Annotated in this window: 14 protein-coding genes; all 14 read left to right on the forward strand. The window is 66.8% G+C overall.

Translation table 11 applies throughout. The features are described 5' to 3' along the window. Window positions 1-576 carry a phage tail tape measure protein gene (locus M9955_17525; GenBank protein ID MCO5083442.1) on the forward strand — a complete coding sequence of 192 codons (576 nt, stop codon included), beginning with the start codon at window positions 1-3 and terminating at the stop codon, window positions 574-576. Between the two features lie 334 nt (window positions 577-910). Then, entirely contained in the window at window positions 911-1,558 is a 648-nt protein-coding gene (locus tag M9955_17530; GenBank protein ID MCO5083443.1) for a DUF2460 domain-containing protein, read from the forward strand. Beyond that, the gene (locus M9955_17535) at window positions 1,555-2,445 is read left to right on the forward strand and encodes a DUF2163 domain-containing protein (protein MCO5083444.1); all 891 of its coding nucleotides are present in this window, start codon (window positions 1,555-1,557) and stop codon (window positions 2,443-2,445) included. Before M9955_17530 ends, M9955_17535 begins: the two co-directional genes overlap by 4 nt. Beyond that, window positions 2,442-2,900, forward strand: a complete 459-nt coding sequence (locus tag M9955_17540) for an NlpC/P60 family protein (GenBank protein MCO5083445.1) — start codon at window positions 2,442-2,444, stop codon at window positions 2,898-2,900. Before M9955_17535 ends, M9955_17540 begins: the two co-directional genes overlap by 4 nt. A gap of 12 nt (window positions 2,901-2,912) precedes the next feature. Next, window positions 2,913-6,821, forward strand: coding sequence for a glycoside hydrolase TIM-barrel-like domain-containing protein (locus tag M9955_17545; protein MCO5083446.1), 3,909 nt, complete (start codon window positions 2,913-2,915; stop codon window positions 6,819-6,821). Window positions 6,822-6,847: 26 nt separating this feature from the next. Further along, window positions 6,848-7,054: a hypothetical protein gene (locus tag M9955_17550; GenBank protein ID MCO5083447.1), complete on the forward strand. Its 207-nt coding sequence runs from the start codon at window positions 6,848-6,850 to the stop codon at window positions 7,052-7,054. 163 nt (window positions 7,055-7,217) lie between these two features. Next, window positions 7,218-7,442: a hypothetical protein gene (locus tag M9955_17555; GenBank protein MCO5083448.1), complete on the forward strand. Its 225-nt coding sequence runs from the start codon at window positions 7,218-7,220 to the stop codon at window positions 7,440-7,442. 66 nt (window positions 7,443-7,508) lie between these two features. Beyond that, window positions 7,509-8,174 carry a response regulator transcription factor gene (locus M9955_17560; GenBank protein MCO5083449.1) on the forward strand — a complete coding sequence of 222 codons (666 nt, stop codon included), beginning with the start codon at window positions 7,509-7,511 and terminating at the stop codon, window positions 8,172-8,174. Window positions 8,175-8,217: 43 nt separating this feature from the next. Then, window positions 8,218-9,591, forward strand: coding sequence for an ATP-binding protein (locus tag M9955_17565; GenBank protein MCO5083450.1), 1,374 nt, complete (start codon window positions 8,218-8,220; stop codon window positions 9,589-9,591). A gap of 84 nt (window positions 9,592-9,675) precedes the next feature. Further along, window positions 9,676-10,113, forward strand: a complete 438-nt coding sequence (locus M9955_17570; GenBank protein ID MCO5083451.1) for a hypothetical protein — start codon at window positions 9,676-9,678, stop codon at window positions 10,111-10,113. Between the two features lie 123 nt (window positions 10,114-10,236). After that, window positions 10,237-11,358, forward strand: coding sequence for a c-type cytochrome biogenesis protein CcmI (ccmI, locus tag M9955_17575; GenBank protein ID MCO5083452.1), 1,122 nt, complete (start codon window positions 10,237-10,239; stop codon window positions 11,356-11,358). A gap of 5 nt (window positions 11,359-11,363) precedes the next feature. Then, window positions 11,364-11,798, forward strand: a complete 435-nt coding sequence (ccmE, locus tag M9955_17580) for a cytochrome c maturation protein CcmE (protein ID MCO5083453.1) — start codon at window positions 11,364-11,366, stop codon at window positions 11,796-11,798. A 2-nt stretch (window positions 11,799-11,800) separates the two neighbouring features. Then, window positions 11,801-13,789, forward strand: coding sequence for a heme lyase CcmF/NrfE family subunit (locus M9955_17585; GenBank protein ID MCO5083454.1), 1,989 nt, complete (start codon window positions 11,801-11,803; stop codon window positions 13,787-13,789). Then, window positions 13,789-14,247 carry a cytochrome c-type biogenesis protein CcmH gene (locus M9955_17590; GenBank protein MCO5083455.1) on the forward strand — a complete coding sequence of 153 codons (459 nt, stop codon included), beginning with the start codon at window positions 13,789-13,791 and terminating at the stop codon, window positions 14,245-14,247. Before M9955_17585 ends, M9955_17590 begins: the two co-directional genes overlap by 1 nt. Window positions 14,248-14,327: the final 80 nt, after the last annotated feature.

Consider the following 14,327-nt stretch of genomic DNA (forward strand, 5'->3'; position numbering starts at 1 on the left):
ATGGCCGAGGACATGCGGGTCGGCATCTATGCCGACACCGAACCCTTCATCGCGTCTCTGCAAAACCTTGAGCGCCTGTCGCAGAGTTTTGGGACGCAGCTGACCGGCGCGCTGAAAAGTGCGGCCGTCAGCGGCAAGAGCCTTGAGGATGTGCTGCGGCGCATCGGACTGAACCTCGGCGGCATGGCGCTGGAGCAGGGGCTGAAGCCGCTGCAATCGCTGGCCGGGTCGATGTTCTCCGGGCTTCTGGGTGGGCTGGCGGGAGCGCTTCCCTTCGCCAGGGGCGGCGTGCCGGGCCATGTCGTGCCTTTCGCGAGCGGCGGCGTGGTGTCCTCGCCCAGCTATTTCCCGATGGGCGGCAGCCTCGGCCTGATGGGCGAGGCGGGACCGGAAGCGATCCTGCCGCTGCAGCGCGGTGCGGATGGACGGCTGGGCGTCGCGGCGGCGGGCGATGGAGCCGGCATCAACGTCGTCTTCAACGTGACCGCGACCGACGCCGCCTCGTTCCGCAAATCCGAAGCGCAGGTGTCGGGCATGCTGGCGCGGGCGGTGTCGCGCGGATCGAGATTCGTGTGAGGCGGACCGCCTGTTCAACATCTTCGGCCTGAGCAAACTGTTTGAGAGTTACCCCCACCCCTAACCCCTCCCCATAAGGGGGAGGGGGACCTGGCGGGCGGCAGCTAACCCCCACCCCACAAGATGGAAAGGACCCGGCATGCGGCGGCTTCCCCTCCCCCTTGTGGGGAGGGGTTAGGGGCGGGGGGGGGGGGTAGCCTTTCGATATCGACAAGGCCGGATGGGCGGACCTGCTCATGGGGTGGGGGTAGCCTTTCCCACTCTGCCTCCTTCTTGAGAATACCGGGCTCCGCCAGATCGTTCGCGGCTTATCGAAACATGGAAAATCGAACAAATGACCGAACTCGCCAGCTTTCACGACGAGCTTTTTCCGCCGGACGTCTCCTTCGGGGCGACGGGCGGGCCGGAACGGCGCAACGAGATCGTGCTGATGAGTTCCGGCAGGGAGCGGCGCAATCTGCGTAGCGCGCATTCGCGGCGCACCTATGACGCCGGAACGGGGGTCAGGTCGATCCAGCATATTTACGACGTGCTCGCCTTCTTCGAGGCACGGCGCGGGTCGTTCCATACCTTCCGCTTCCGCGACCCGTTCGACAACCGCTCCTGCCGGCCGGAACAGATTCCGGCGGCGGGCGACCAGTCGCTCGGCATCGCGGACGGCAGCCGCACGCGCTTCGCGCTGACCAAGACCTACGGGACCGGGGCGGACGCCTACAGAAGGCCGATCCGCAAACCGGTCGTGCCGGGCCTACTGGTGGCGCTCGACGGCAGCTTGCAGGAACAGCCCGGCGACTGGCAGTTCGACGATGCGACGGGCGAGATCGTCTTTGCCGCGCCGCCGCCGGCGGGCGTGGAGATCACGGCCGGCTACCAGTTCGACGTGCCGGTGCGCTTCGATGCCGAGCGCATGTCGGTCAGCCTGACCTCGTTCCGCGCCGGCCAGATCCCCACCATTCCGCTGATCGAGGTGCTGTTGCCGTGACGCATTATCCCGAAGCCCTGCGGGCGCATCTGGCGCGCGACTGCACCACCGTCTGCCATGCCTGGAGGCTGACGCGGCGTGACGGAGTCGTGTCCGGCTATACCGATCACGACCTTGCGCTGACCGTCGACGGAACGGCTTGCGAGCCGCATGCCGGTTTCAGCGCCAGCGAGGCGAAGGAGACGCTCGGCTTCGCCATCGACACCGTGGATGTGCAGGGCGCGCTGTCTTCCGCCGGGCTGGTGGACGAGGAGATCGAGGCGGGCCTGCTGGACGACGCGGCGGTCGAGACGTTTCTCGTCAACTGGCGCGATCCGGCCGACTTCGCGCTGATCCGCAAGGCGACGATCGGCAGGATCGCGCGGCGCGACGGCGCCTTCGTCGCCGAACTGAAAAGCCGCATGCACGCGCTGGACCAGCCGAATGCGCGCTATCTGACGCGGGCCTGCGGCGCGGAACTGGGCGACGGAAGCTGCGGCTTCAACCTCGCGGCGTCCGGCTTTTCCGGGGCAGGCGCGCTGCTGGACGCGGTCGCGCCGGACGCCTATCGCGTGACCGGGCTCGGCGGGTACGAGCCGGACTGGTTCACGCATGGCGTGCTGAACTGGACGAGCGGACAAAGGGCCGGTCGCACGGAGCGCATCGTCGATCATCGCAGGCAGGGCGACGCGGCAATCCTCTATCTCGTGCCGATCTCCGGCGCGCCGCCGCAGCCGGGCGACACGTTCGCCATCGTCGCCGGCTGCGACAAGACCTTTGCGGCCTGCAAGGAAAAGTTCGGCAATCACAAGAACTTCCGCGGGTTTCCGCATCTTCCGGGAAACGATTCCGCCTATGCCTACGTATCGGACGGGCTGGTCTTCGACGGCGGGCCGATCGTTCCATGAGCGGCGGCGGGTGTGACGAAACGCGCGCGGCGGTGATCGCGGAGGCGCGGGGCTGGCTCGGCACGCCCTACCGGCATCAGGCGAGCGGCAGGGGCGTCGGTTGCGATTGCCTCGGGCTGGTGCGCGGCGTGTGGCGGGCGCTCTATGGCCGCGAGCCGGACGCGCCGCGCGCCTATGCGACGGACTGGGCGGATTCCGAACCCGGAGAGCCGGTGCTCTTCTATGGCAGGCGCAATTGCGCCGAACTGCCGGGCGGGGAGGCGAGGCCGGGCGACATGCTCGTCTTCCGCTGGCGACCGAACGCGGCGGCGCGGCATCTCGGCATCCTGATGCCGGAGAACCGCTTCGTCCATGCCTATCAGGGAAGCGCGGTGGTTTCGTCGGTGCTGGTGCCGCAATGGCGGCGGCGGATCGCGGGCGTTTTCGCCTTCCCGCCTCTTTCCGATCATCGCTGAGGGACTTCCTGCATGGCGACAATCCTGTTGCAGGCCGCCGGCGTGGCCATCGGCGGCGCGCTCGGGCCGATCGGCGCGGCCGTCGGATCGGCGGTCGGCGCGCTGGCCGGCTACGCCATCGATACCGCCATCATCAACGGCATGCAGCGCATCGAGGGGCCGAGGCTTTCGGGCGCGCGGCCCTTCAGCGCCGAGGAAGGCGTCGCCATTCCGCGCGTCTACGGCGTGGCGCGCATGGGCGGGCTGGTGATCTGGGCGACGCGGTTCGAGGAGGCGCGCGAGACGTCGCGGCAGGGCATGAAGGGGCCGCGCGTCACCGAATATTCCTACTTCGCCAATCTCGCCTTCGCGCTCTGCGAGGGCGAGATCGCGGGCGTGCGGCGCATCTGGGCGGACGGCAAGGAACTCGACCAGACGCTGCATGAGATCCGCGTCCATCGCGGGACGGAAGCGCAGGAGCCCGACCCGCTGATCGAGGCCAGGCAGGGCGCGGGCAATGCGCCCGCCTATCGCGGCACGGCCTATGTCGTGTTCGAGCGGTTTCCGCTGGCGGAATACGGCAACCGCATTCCGCAATTGCAGTTCGAGGTGCTGCGGCCGGTGGGCGAGTTCCACAGGCGGGTGAAGGGCGTCGCGCTCATTCCTGGCGCGACCGAATACGGCCTGTCGCCGACGCTGGTGACGCGCGAGATCAAGCCCGGCGAGACGCAGGCGCTGAACCGTCATGTGCTTTGCGGCGCGACGGATTTCGCGGCGGCGCTGGACGAATTGCAGATGCTCTGCCCGAACCTCGAACATATCGCGCTGGTGGCGAGCTGGTTCGGCGACGACCTGCGGGCCGGCGAATGCAGGATCAGGCCGATGGTGACGGACAACACCTCGACCGGTTTCTCCGCGCCGTGGGTGGTGTCGGGTCTGGCGCGCGAAAGCGCCTTGCAGGTCTCCTATTATGACGGCGGCGCGGCCTATGGCGGCACGCCATCTGACAGGACGATCATCGACGCCATCGCCGCGATCAGGGCGCGCGGGCTGAAGGTGACGCTCTATCCCTTCATCATGATGGACGTGCCGCCCGAAAACACGCTGCCCGATCCGCATGGCGGGACGGCGCAGGCGCCGTATCCGTGGCGCGGGCGCATCTCGTGCTTTCCGGGGCCAAGACAGCCGGGTTCGGCCGACAAGACGGCGGCGGCGCGTGCACAGGTCGAGGCGTTCTGCGGCGTTGCGGCGGCGGGGGATTTCGCGCCGTCGCCGGAGGAGGGCGCGACGACCACGATCGCGTTCAACGGCGCGGCGGAGGAATGGAGCTATCGGCGCTTCCTGCTGCATTTCGCGCATCTCGCGGCGGCGGCGGGAGGCGTGGACACGTTCCTGATCGGCACGGAACTGCGCGGCCTGACGACGCTGCGCGACGAGGCGAACGCATTTCCCTTCGTGGAAGCGCTCTGCCAGCTGGGGGACGAGGTGCGCGGCATTCTGGGGCCGGCGACGAAGCTGACCTACGGCGCGGACTGGAGCGAATATTTCGGGCACCAGCCGCCGGATGGCACCGGCGACGCCTTCTTCCATCTCGATCCGCTCTGGGCGCATCCCGAGATCGCGGCCATCGGCATCGACAATTACATGCCGCTTTCCGACTGGCGCGACGCCGATCACGGCGGCGGCAATGCCGACGGTTTCGAGACGCCCTGCGACATCGACGGCATGATGGCGGCGATTGCCGGCGGGGAGGGTTTCGACTGGTATTATCCGGACGAGGCGGCGCGGGCTGCGCGCGAGCGCGCGCCGATCACGGACGGTTCCGGCAAACCGTGGGTCTACCGCTACAAGGATCTGGTCAACTGGTGGTCGAACCCGCATTTCGACCGGATCGGCGGCGTGGAGGTTTCGACGCCGACCGCATGGACGCCGCGCTCGAAACCGATCTGGTTCACGGAACTCGGCTGCCCGGCGGTGGACAAGGGGCCGAACCAGCCCAACGTCTTTCCCGACCCGAAATCCTCCGAGAGCGCGTCGCCCTATTTCTCCAGCGGCGGCCGTTCCGACATCGCGCAGCGCAATTTTCTGGAGGCGCATCAGCGCTACTGGGACCCGTCGCTTCCGGGCTTCGAGGACGCACGCAATCCGCTTGCGCCGGGCGGTTTCCTCATGCTCGACCATACGCGCACGCTGCTCTGGGCGTGGGACGCGCGGCCGTTTCCGGCATTCCCGCTGCGCAGCGACGAATGGCGCGACGGCGGCAACTGGCATCTCGGCCACTGGCTGAACGGAAGGCTCGAAAGCTCCAGTTGCAGCGATCTCATCAACCGCATCCTGGCCGATCATGGCGTGGAGGAGGCGGATACGCGCCACGCCGAGGGCATGGTGCAGGGCTATGTGCTTCAGGACCCGACGACGGCGCGGGCCGCACTTGAGCCGATCACCGATCTGTTCGGCATCATGGCGGTGGAAGAACCGGACCGCATCGTCTTCCGATTGGAGGGGTCGGGCAGTGGCGGCGCGATGCCGGTCGAAGACATTGCGCTGACGGACGACGCGGCGCTGGAAATCCAGCGCGTGCCCGACCATGAACTGCCGCGCGAGGCGATTCTCACCCTGCGCGAGCTGTTCCTGGAATTTCAGGCGACATCGCCGCGCAGCCGGCGGCTGGGAGCGATGGGAAGCCGCCAGCAGGCGGTGAATTTTCCCGGCACCGTCGAATTCGGGCAGGCGCAGTCGCTGCTCGACGACTGGATGAAGCGGGTCTGGACCGAGCGGGAGCGCGTGACGTTCTCCGTCTCGCCGGCCGATGTCGGGCTGGAGCCGGGTACGGTCATCCGGTTGCCGAATGCCGGTCTCTCTTCCGACTTCATCGTCACCGGCATCGAGGAAGGATTGCTGCGGACGGTGAGCGCGAAGCAGATCGCGCGCGGCGTGCCGGCGCCTTGGCGCGGGGCGGGCTTTGCGGCCGGGACCATCGTGCAGCCGATCCTTGCGGGAAAGCCCGACGCGCATCTGCTCGATCTGCCGATGATGGCGGAGGAGGCCGCGCCCGAAACGCGCCTGCGCGTCGCCGCGTGGCAGAAGCCGTGGCGCAGCCAGTCGGTCTACGCTTCCGGCGACACGAGCGGGTTCACCGCGCGGACGGTGCTGACGATGGCGGCGATCATCGGACGCCTGACCGCGCCGCTGCCGACAGGCGGGTTCGAGGGGCGCATCGACCGTCGGACGGAGGTGTTCGTGGCGCTTTCGTCGGGCGAACTGTCGAGCGTCAGCCGACTGCAATTGCTCAACGGCGCGAACATGGCCGCAGTGGAATCCGCCGGCGGGTGGGAGATCTTGCAGTTCGAGGAAGCGGAGGAGATCGCGCCGGATAGCTGGCGGCTGCGCAAACTGCTGCGCGGCCAGTTCGGGACGAACGACGCCGCGAATGCAGGGACGGCGGCTGGTGCGGTGTTCGTTCTTCTCGATCAGGCGGTGGTGGCGGCAGGGCTTGCCGCCGCCGAGGTCGGACTTGAACGCAACTGGCGTATCGGACCGAGCGGCTACGACATCACGCCGGCGAATTTCGTCGAACTGACCAGAACGGGCGGCGTGCGCGCGCAACTGCCATTGTCTCCGGTGCATCTCGGGGCGAAGCCGGACGGTGCGGGCGGTCTGCTGATTTCATGGGTGCGCCGGGGTCGGATCAATGCCGACGACTGGCAGCAGGCGGAAATCCCGCTCGGCGAGGCGCTGGAGGAATATGAGATACGGATCGCGGCGGCCGGCGGCGGCGTGGTCCGAACCGCGACGTCGCCCGCGTCGCAATTGATCTACACGGCGGCGGACATCGCCGCCGACTTCGGCGCCATGCCGGCCGCCATCAAGGTGACGGTGCGACAGCGCAGCGCCGCCATCGGCTGGGGCATTCCGGCGACGCGCCGGATCGCCGTCATCTGACTTTTCAAGCAAGCAAGGAGTATCGCATGACCAGCGCAAAACCCTGGTATCTCTCGCGTACCATCTGGGCCTCGCTCATCACCATCATAAGCGCCGTGGCGAGCCTGACCGGCCTGCCTGTGGACGGGATCGACAACACCGCGCTCACCGACACGCTGCTTCAGGCGGTGACGGCGGTCTCGGGTCTTATCGCCATTCTCGGCCGTATCGGGGCTCGGGACAGGATCGGATGACAGACGCAGGCCGCGCCGCTATTGTATCGACCGGGCGCGGGAATGCCGGGAAATGTTCATGCCCTGTTCAGCCGGCGACCGCTAGATGAGGATCATGGGCAAGAAAACCGCACGATTCCGCAAACTGGGCGCCGCGCTGATCGCGGCGCCGCTGGCATTTGCCATGACGTTCCCCGCCGGCGCGGCAGGGCAGGGGCAACCGGTGCTCGTCGCGCAGGCCGATTGCTATGCCGTCGGGCAGCGGGTCGCGGCGGAAAATGGCGGCACGCTGGCAAAGGCGCAATCGGCCAATCGCGGCGGGCAGGAAGTGTGCGTGATCGTCGTGCTGGTGCCGGGCAAGGACGGCCAGCGTCCGCGCCGGACCGAGATCGTGGTGCCTGCGAACTGATGCTGTTCCCGGACGGCGCCGTTTGCGCCACACTGCCCTTTCGATCCATGACAGGCATCTGATTCCATGCGCATATTGGTCGTCGAGGATGACAAGGACCTGAACCGGCAGCTTTCGGAGGCGCTGACGGATGCCGGCTATGTCGTGGATCGCGCCCATGACGGCGAGGAAGGGCATTTCCTCGGCGATACCGAGCCTTACGACGCGGTGGTGCTCGACATCGGCCTGCCGCAGATGGACGGCATCAGTGTCGTGGAAAAATGGCGGCGCGAGGGCCGCAAGATGCCCGTCCTCATCCTGACCGCGCGCGACCGCTGGAGCGACAAGGTGGCCGGCATCGACGCCGGCGCGGACGACTACGTGACCAAACCGTTCCACATCGAGGAGGTATTGGCGCGGGTGCGGGCGCTCATCCGCCGCGCGGCGGGTCACGCCTCCTCCGAACTGACCTGCGGGCCGCTTCGGCTGGATACGAAAGCTTCCAAGGCCGACATCAACGGCATGTCGCTGAAGCTGACCTCGCACGAGTTCCGGCTGCTTGCCTATCTCATGCATCACATGGGCGAGGTCGTCTCGCGCACGGAACTGGTCGAGCATCTCTACGATCAGGATTTCGATCGCGATTCCAACACGATCGAGGTTTTCGTCGGCCGGCTGCGCAAGAAGATGGGCGTGGACATGATCGAGACGGTGCGCGGCATGGGCTATCGCATCCGCGAGCCCGACAAGTGAGACGGCGGAAGGTTTCCGTTTCCGCTGTACGCCGGGTCCTTCGATGAACTTTCGGCTGCGCTCGCTCACCCTGCGCGTCATCGCCTTCTCCACCGCCTGGGCGGTGCTGGCGCTGATCGTCATCTCGACGGTGATAACCACGCTCTACCGGCAATCGAGCGAGCGCGGGTTCGACAGCGTGCTCTCGGCGCACCTGTTCAACCTGATCGGTTCGGTCGGCGTGTCGGAGGCCGGTTTCCTCACCGGCAGTCCCGATCTCGGCGATTTGCGGTTCTCGGAGCCCCAGTCCGGCTGGTACTGGTCGGTCGAACCTGTGTCGGGCGAACTGAAAGGCTCGCTGCGCTCATCCTCCATGACGGGGTCGATACCCTCGCCGAGCGCGACCGACGTGCCGTTCAATCCGAGCTTCCAGCGCAACTACATCACGGACGGCATCGACGGCGAGAGGCTGGAAGTCTTCGAAAGCGAGTTCGTTCTCGACAACGCCAACCGTGTGGCGCGCTTCCGGGTGATGGGCAACCGCACGGAACTGGAGGACGAGATCGCCGGCTTCGAGCGGCGGCTTTTCCTCTATCTGGCGATCTTCGGTTTCGGCATGATCGCGATCAACGCGCTGGCTATCCTTGTCGGCCTGCAACCGCTGCGCAGGGTGAGCGCCGCACTGGCGCAGGTGCGCGAAGGGACGGCCAAGCGGCTGACGGGTTCGTTCCCGGCCGAAATCGAGCCGCTGGCCAATGAGACCAACGCGCTGATCGACAACAACCGCCGCATCGTCGAGCGCTCCCGCACGCAGGTGGGCAACCTCGCGCATTCGCTGAAGACGCCGCTGGCCGTGCTGCTCAACGAATCGCGCACGATCGGCGGCGACAAGGGGCGGCTGCTGGCCGATCAGGCGACGGCGATGCAGCAGCAGGTGGAGCATTATCTACAGCGGGCGCGCATCGCCGCGCAGCGAGAGAGCGTCGTCTACCGGACGCCTGTGGTCGAGACATTGACGCCCATAGTGCGCGTTTTCCAGAAATTGAAACCGGATATCAAGGTCGTCTTCGTCAAACCCCGGCGCGATGTGCTGTTCGGCGGCGAAAAGGCGGATCTGGAGGAAATCGTCGGCAATCTGCTCGAAAACGCCTCGAAATGGGGGAAGTCGCAGGCGCGCCTTTCGGTCGTCGCCCCGACAGACGGCGAGGAACAAAAAACCTTCCAGCTCCGTATAGAGGACGACGGCCCCGGCATACCGGAGGAAAAGGCGCGGGAGGTGCTCCGGCGCGGAGCACGGCTGGACGAGACCAAACCCGGAACCGGCCTCGGTCTCGCCATCGTTTCCGATCTGGTCAAGGAATATGGCGGCACGCTCGGCCTCGACCGCTCCGACCTTGGCGGGCTGCGGGTGACGGTCGAACTTGCCGCGGTCACCTGACAACGGTATGGCATTTGCAGCGAATCCCGGCATAGATACCGGGAACGCTCGCCATCACGTGGCGTTCAAATGCCGGTGAAGACGATGAAATTGAAAGCTCTTTTGATTGCCGGCGCGGTCGCGCTTTCCGGGTGCACGACGACCGGCATCGGTACGCCCTCGATCCCCCGCACCGGCGGGTCGGGAACCGGCAACAGCGGCAAGGTCGCAGCCGCCATCATCGCCGCGATGAACGGCGGGCTGGTCGGCGGCAAGATCGGCGCTGGCCTCAGCGAACGTGACCGCGCCGCGGCGCTCGAGGCGGAGTATCGCGCTCTCGAGTACACGCCGAGCGGCCGTCCGGTGTCCTGGAAGGGCGCACGGGCGGACGTCTACGGCGAAGTCACCGGCGGTCAGCCCTATCGGGTCGGATCTCAGGACTGCCGCCAGTACACCCACACAATCTATGCAGGCGGCCAGCCGCGAACCGCGCGCGGAAGCGCCTGCCGCAACGCCGACGGCAGTTGGACCCCGCTGACGTAGGGTCAAATGAGCAGGTCCTGACCCTGACCGCGGAATCCGATTGATCTGGCGCAGGTCGGCGTCGTCAAATCGTCGCATTGGTGGCCAATTGGCACTGGGACCAACGGCGGTTATTTAGACCTCATGCTTTTCTGGATCGTCGCAGCACTGTTGACGCTCGCCGCGAGCCTCGTCGTGCTCGTGCCGCTCAGCCGTGAGCGCGTGACGGTCCGGTCCACCGCCGACAACGACCTCGAAGTCTATCGCGATCAACTGGCGGAAGTGGATCGCGACATCCAGCGAAACCTGATCGACAGGACGGAGGCCGAGCAGGCGAAGGCGGAAATCGGAAAACGCATCCTCCGGCTCGCCGGGACTGGCGGCGTGGCGCAGCCTGCTGCGCGCCGCGCTTCGGCGCTGGTGGGCGGCCTGGCCGTGCTGGCGATCCCGCTGGTCAGCTGGGGCGTCTACGGGCTGCTCGGCTCGCCCGACCTGCCGTCGCAGCCGCTCGAAGCCCGTCTCGAAAAGGCGCCGTCGCAAAGCACTCCTGACGAGCTGGTGGCGCGCGCCGAGCGGGCGCTTCGCAAAAGCCCCGGCGACGGTCGCGGCTGGGATGCGCTGGCGCCGGTCTATCAAAGGCTCGGCCGCGCCAACGAGGCCGTGTTCGCATACCGAAACGCGATCCGGCTTCTCGGCGACAGTCCCGAACGCCATGCGGGCCTCGGCGTGGCGCTGAGCGATGTCGCCGGAGGCACCGTGACGGCGGAGGCCCACGCCGCATTCGAGAAGGCGCTGGCGCTGGAGCCGGGCTTTGCGAAGGCGCGCTTCTATCTGAACATTGCGGCGGCACAGGAAGGCCGCCTGGACGAAGCCATCGCCGGATGGACGGAACTGGCTGCCGGCCTGCCAGACAATTCCGAGTGGCGGGAAGCGTCCCGACAGGCAATCGCGCTGGCCGAACAACGCAAATCGGTTGCAAGCGCTCCGGCTCCGTCTCAGGAGGATATAACGGCGGCCGAAGGCATGTCGAACGAGGACCGCAACGCCATGATCGAGGCGATGGTGGCCTCGCTCGACGAAAAACTGCGGGCGAATCCGGACGATCCGGAAGGATGGAAGCGTCTGGTGCGCTCCTATGTCGTACTGGGCAATCAGGATGCTGCGCGCGACGCCCTTGCGCGCGGCAGGAAGGCGCTGACGAAGCCGGACGCGGCGAACGATCTGACGGCGTTCGCGTCTTCTCTCGGCGTGACGGTGACGGAATAATGACGATGACGCGCAAACAGAAACGGCTGTCGGTGATCTTCGGCGCGCTCGCCTTTCTGGGAATGGCGACGGGCCTGACGCTGTTCGCGCTCGGGCAAAAGGCGTCCTACTTCTATATGCCGGCCGACCTGACGACCGCGTCGATCGAACCCGGGCAACGCATTCGTCTCGGCGGCCTCGTCGAGAAGGGCACCATCGTGCGCGGGCAGGGAACCGAGGTGTCCTTCGCCGTGACCGACGGCGAGAAGTCGGTGGAGGTCGCCTATACCGGCATTCTTCCCGATCTCTTCCGCGAGGAACAGGGCGTCATTACGGAAGGCACGTTCGAGCCGGACGGAGTTTTCCGCGCCGACAGCGTGCTGGCCAAGCACGATGAGAGCTATATGCCGCGAGAGGTGGCCGAGAGCCTGAAGGAGAAGGGCGTCTGGCAGCCCAACTGAGCATGGTCGAGATCGGACATTTTTCCCTGGTTCTGGCGCTGGCGATCACGCTGGTGCAGTCGGTCGTGCCGGCGGTCGGCGCGCGCAACGGAGACGCGCGCCTGATGGCCGTGGCCCAGCCGGCGGCGGTCGCGAGCTTTGCCTTCACCGCGCTCGCCTTCGCGATTTTGGTCAATGCCTACGCGCAGTCCGACTTCTCGGTCCTCAATGTCTGGGAGAACTCCCATTCGTTGAAGCCCATGCTCTACAAGATCACGGGCGCCTGGGGGAACCATGAAGGCTCGATGCTCCTCTGGGTGTTGATCCTCACCCTGTTCGGCATGCTTGTCGCGCTGTTCGGCGGCAATCTCCCTGCGACGTTGCGCGCCAATGTCATCGCCGTGCAGGGCTGGGTCGGTACGGCCTTCCTGCTCTTCATACTCACCACCTCCAATCCCTTCACGCGGCTCGATCCGGCGCCGATCGAAGGTCAGGACCTGAACCCGATCCTGCAGGATATCGGTCTCGCGGTGCATCCGCCGCTGCTTTATCTCGGCTATGTCGGCTTCTCCATCTGCTTCGCCTTCGCCGTGGCGGCGCTCATCGAGGGCCGCATCGACGCGGCATGGGCACGGTGGGTGCGGCCGTGGACGCTCGCCGCCTGGCTCTTTCTGACCGGCGGCATCACCATGGGCTCCTACTGGGCGTACTACGAGCTCGGCTGGGGCGGGTTCTGGTTCTGGGACCCGGTGGAAAACGCCTCCTTCATGCCGTGGCTCGCCGGCACCGCGCTGCTGCACTCGGCGATCGTCATGGAAAAGCGCGCGGCGCTGAAGATATGGACGCTGCTACTGGCGATCCTGACCTTCTCCCTGTCGCTGCTCGGCACGTTCCTCGTCCGCTCCGGCGTGCTGACCTCCGTCCACGCCTTCGCAACCGATCCCGGGCGCGGCATCTTCATTCTTTGCATCCTCGTCCTGTTCATAGGCGGCTCGCTGGCGCTGTTCGCGTTCCGCGCCTCGACGCTGACGGCGGGAGGCCTGTTCCATCCGGTGTCGCGGGAAGGCGCGCTGGTGCTCAACAACCTCTTCCTGACCACGGCGACGGCGACCGTGCTGGTCGGGACGCTCTACCCGCTGGTGATCGAGGCGGTCGGCGGCGACAAGATTTCGGTCGGCGAACCGTTCTTCAACCTGACCTTCGGGCCGCTGATGGCGCCGCTGCTTTGCGCCGTGCCGTTCGGACCGCTGCTGGCCTGGAAGCGCGGCGATCTTCTCGCCGTCTCGCAACGCCTGATGGCGGCCTTTGCCGGGGCGCTGGCGATCGTGCTCGTCGTCTATCTGTTCGTCGACGGCGCTTCGGTGTTCGCCGCGCTCGCCTGCGGGCTCGCGGCGTGGCTGATCCTCGGCGCGCTCACCGACCTTTGGATCAAGGCAGGCTTCGGTTCGGCCGCGGCCGGCACGGCTCTGCGGCGTCTCGCCGGCCTGCCCATGTCGATGTTCGGCACGGCTGCGGCGCATCTCGGGCTTGGGCTGACATTGCTGGGCATCGTCGGCACGCTGGCTTTCCAGCAGGAGCGGATCGTGGAGATAAAGCCCGGCGAAGCGATCGAGATCGCCGGCTACAGACTGGTCTATGAAGGCCTCGGCCCCTTCAAGGGCGCCAACTACGACGAGGAGCAGGGCACGTTCCGGATCATGAGCAGCGGCGGCGCCGACATCGGCACTGTCGTATCGGCGAAGCGCTTCTATCCCGCACGCCGCATGCCGACGACAGAGGCCGGCATTCGCACGATGGGCTTCAGCCAGCTCTATGTTTCGCTGGGCGACCAAACGACGTCCGGCGGCATCGTCGCGCGCGTCTGGTGGAAGCCGATGGTGACGCTGATCTGGATCGGCGGGCTGGTGATGATGGCTGGCGCCGGCGTCTCGCTGTTCGACCGCCGCCTGCGTGTCGGCGCTCCTGCGAAACGTCGCGCCGCGAAACCGGCAGTGCAGGGCGGGGCGGCCTGATGCGTCGCTTCGCTCTGGCGCTGTCGATGTTTGTGGCGCTGTCTGCGCCGGCCTTCGCGGTGCTGCCCGACGAGGTGCTGTCGGACCCGGCGCTGGAGGCGCGTGCGCGCAATCTGTCGCATGAACTGCGCTGCATGGTCTGCCAGAACCAGTCGATAGACGATTCGAACGCCGAGCTGGCGCGCGACCTGCGCTTGCTCGTGCGCGAACGGATAGAGGCCGGCGACACGGACGAGCAGGTGATCGGCTATGTGGTCGCGCGCTACGGCGAATTCGTGCTTCTCAAGCCGCGATTCAGCCTGCGCAACGCGTTTCTGTGGGGCACGCCGGTCGTGCTCCTGCTCGCGGGCGGGATTTTCATCCTGCTCAATACGCGGCGGAGGCAGCGGCACGAAACACGCCTTTCGGCAGAGGAAGCCGAGGCCGTGGAACGGCTTCTCGGCAAGTCCGAGGGCTGACGGTCGAAGGGCGCCTGGGCGGCTGGCGTATCCTAGATAGTGCCGCGCGACATTACAAAAGTTTCATTTTGCGGAAATGG

This window comes from Rhizobiaceae bacterium (genome assembly GCA_023953845.1).
GTDB lineage: Bacteria > Pseudomonadota > Alphaproteobacteria > Rhizobiales > Rhizobiaceae > Arvimicrobium.

Bases quoted from the DNA above. Each gene is read 5' to 3' on its own strand.
- M9955_17525 (MCO5083442.1), top strand. From the start codon at position 1: ATGGCCGAGGACATGCGGGTCGGCATCTATGCCGACACCGAACCCTTC.
- M9955_17530 (MCO5083443.1), top strand. From the start codon at position 911: ATGACCGAACTCGCCAGCTTTCACGACGAGCTTTTTCCGCCGGACGTC.
- M9955_17540 (MCO5083445.1), top strand. From the start codon at position 2,442: ATGAGCGGCGGCGGGTGTGACGAAACGCGCGCGGCGGTGATCGCGGAG.
- M9955_17545 (MCO5083446.1), top strand. From the start codon at position 2,913: ATGGCGACAATCCTGTTGCAGGCCGCCGGCGTGGCCATCGGCGGCGCG.
- M9955_17550 (MCO5083447.1), top strand. From the start codon at position 6,848: ATGACCAGCGCAAAACCCTGGTATCTCTCGCGTACCATCTGGGCCTCG.
- M9955_17555 (MCO5083448.1), top strand. From the start codon at position 7,218: ATGACGTTCCCCGCCGGCGCGGCAGGGCAGGGGCAACCGGTGCTCGTC.
- M9955_17560 (MCO5083449.1), top strand. From the start codon at position 7,509: ATGCGCATATTGGTCGTCGAGGATGACAAGGACCTGAACCGGCAGCTT.
- M9955_17565 (MCO5083450.1), top strand. From the start codon at position 8,218: ATGAACTTTCGGCTGCGCTCGCTCACCCTGCGCGTCATCGCCTTCTCC.
- M9955_17570 (MCO5083451.1), top strand. From the start codon at position 9,676: ATGAAATTGAAAGCTCTTTTGATTGCCGGCGCGGTCGCGCTTTCCGGG.
- ccmI (MCO5083452.1), top strand. From the start codon at position 10,237: ATGCTTTTCTGGATCGTCGCAGCACTGTTGACGCTCGCCGCGAGCCTC.
- ccmE (MCO5083453.1), top strand. From the start codon at position 11,364: ATGACGCGCAAACAGAAACGGCTGTCGGTGATCTTCGGCGCGCTCGCC.
- M9955_17585 (MCO5083454.1), top strand. From the start codon at position 11,801: ATGGTCGAGATCGGACATTTTTCCCTGGTTCTGGCGCTGGCGATCACG.
- M9955_17590 (MCO5083455.1), top strand. From the start codon at position 13,789: ATGCGTCGCTTCGCTCTGGCGCTGTCGATGTTTGTGGCGCTGTCTGCG.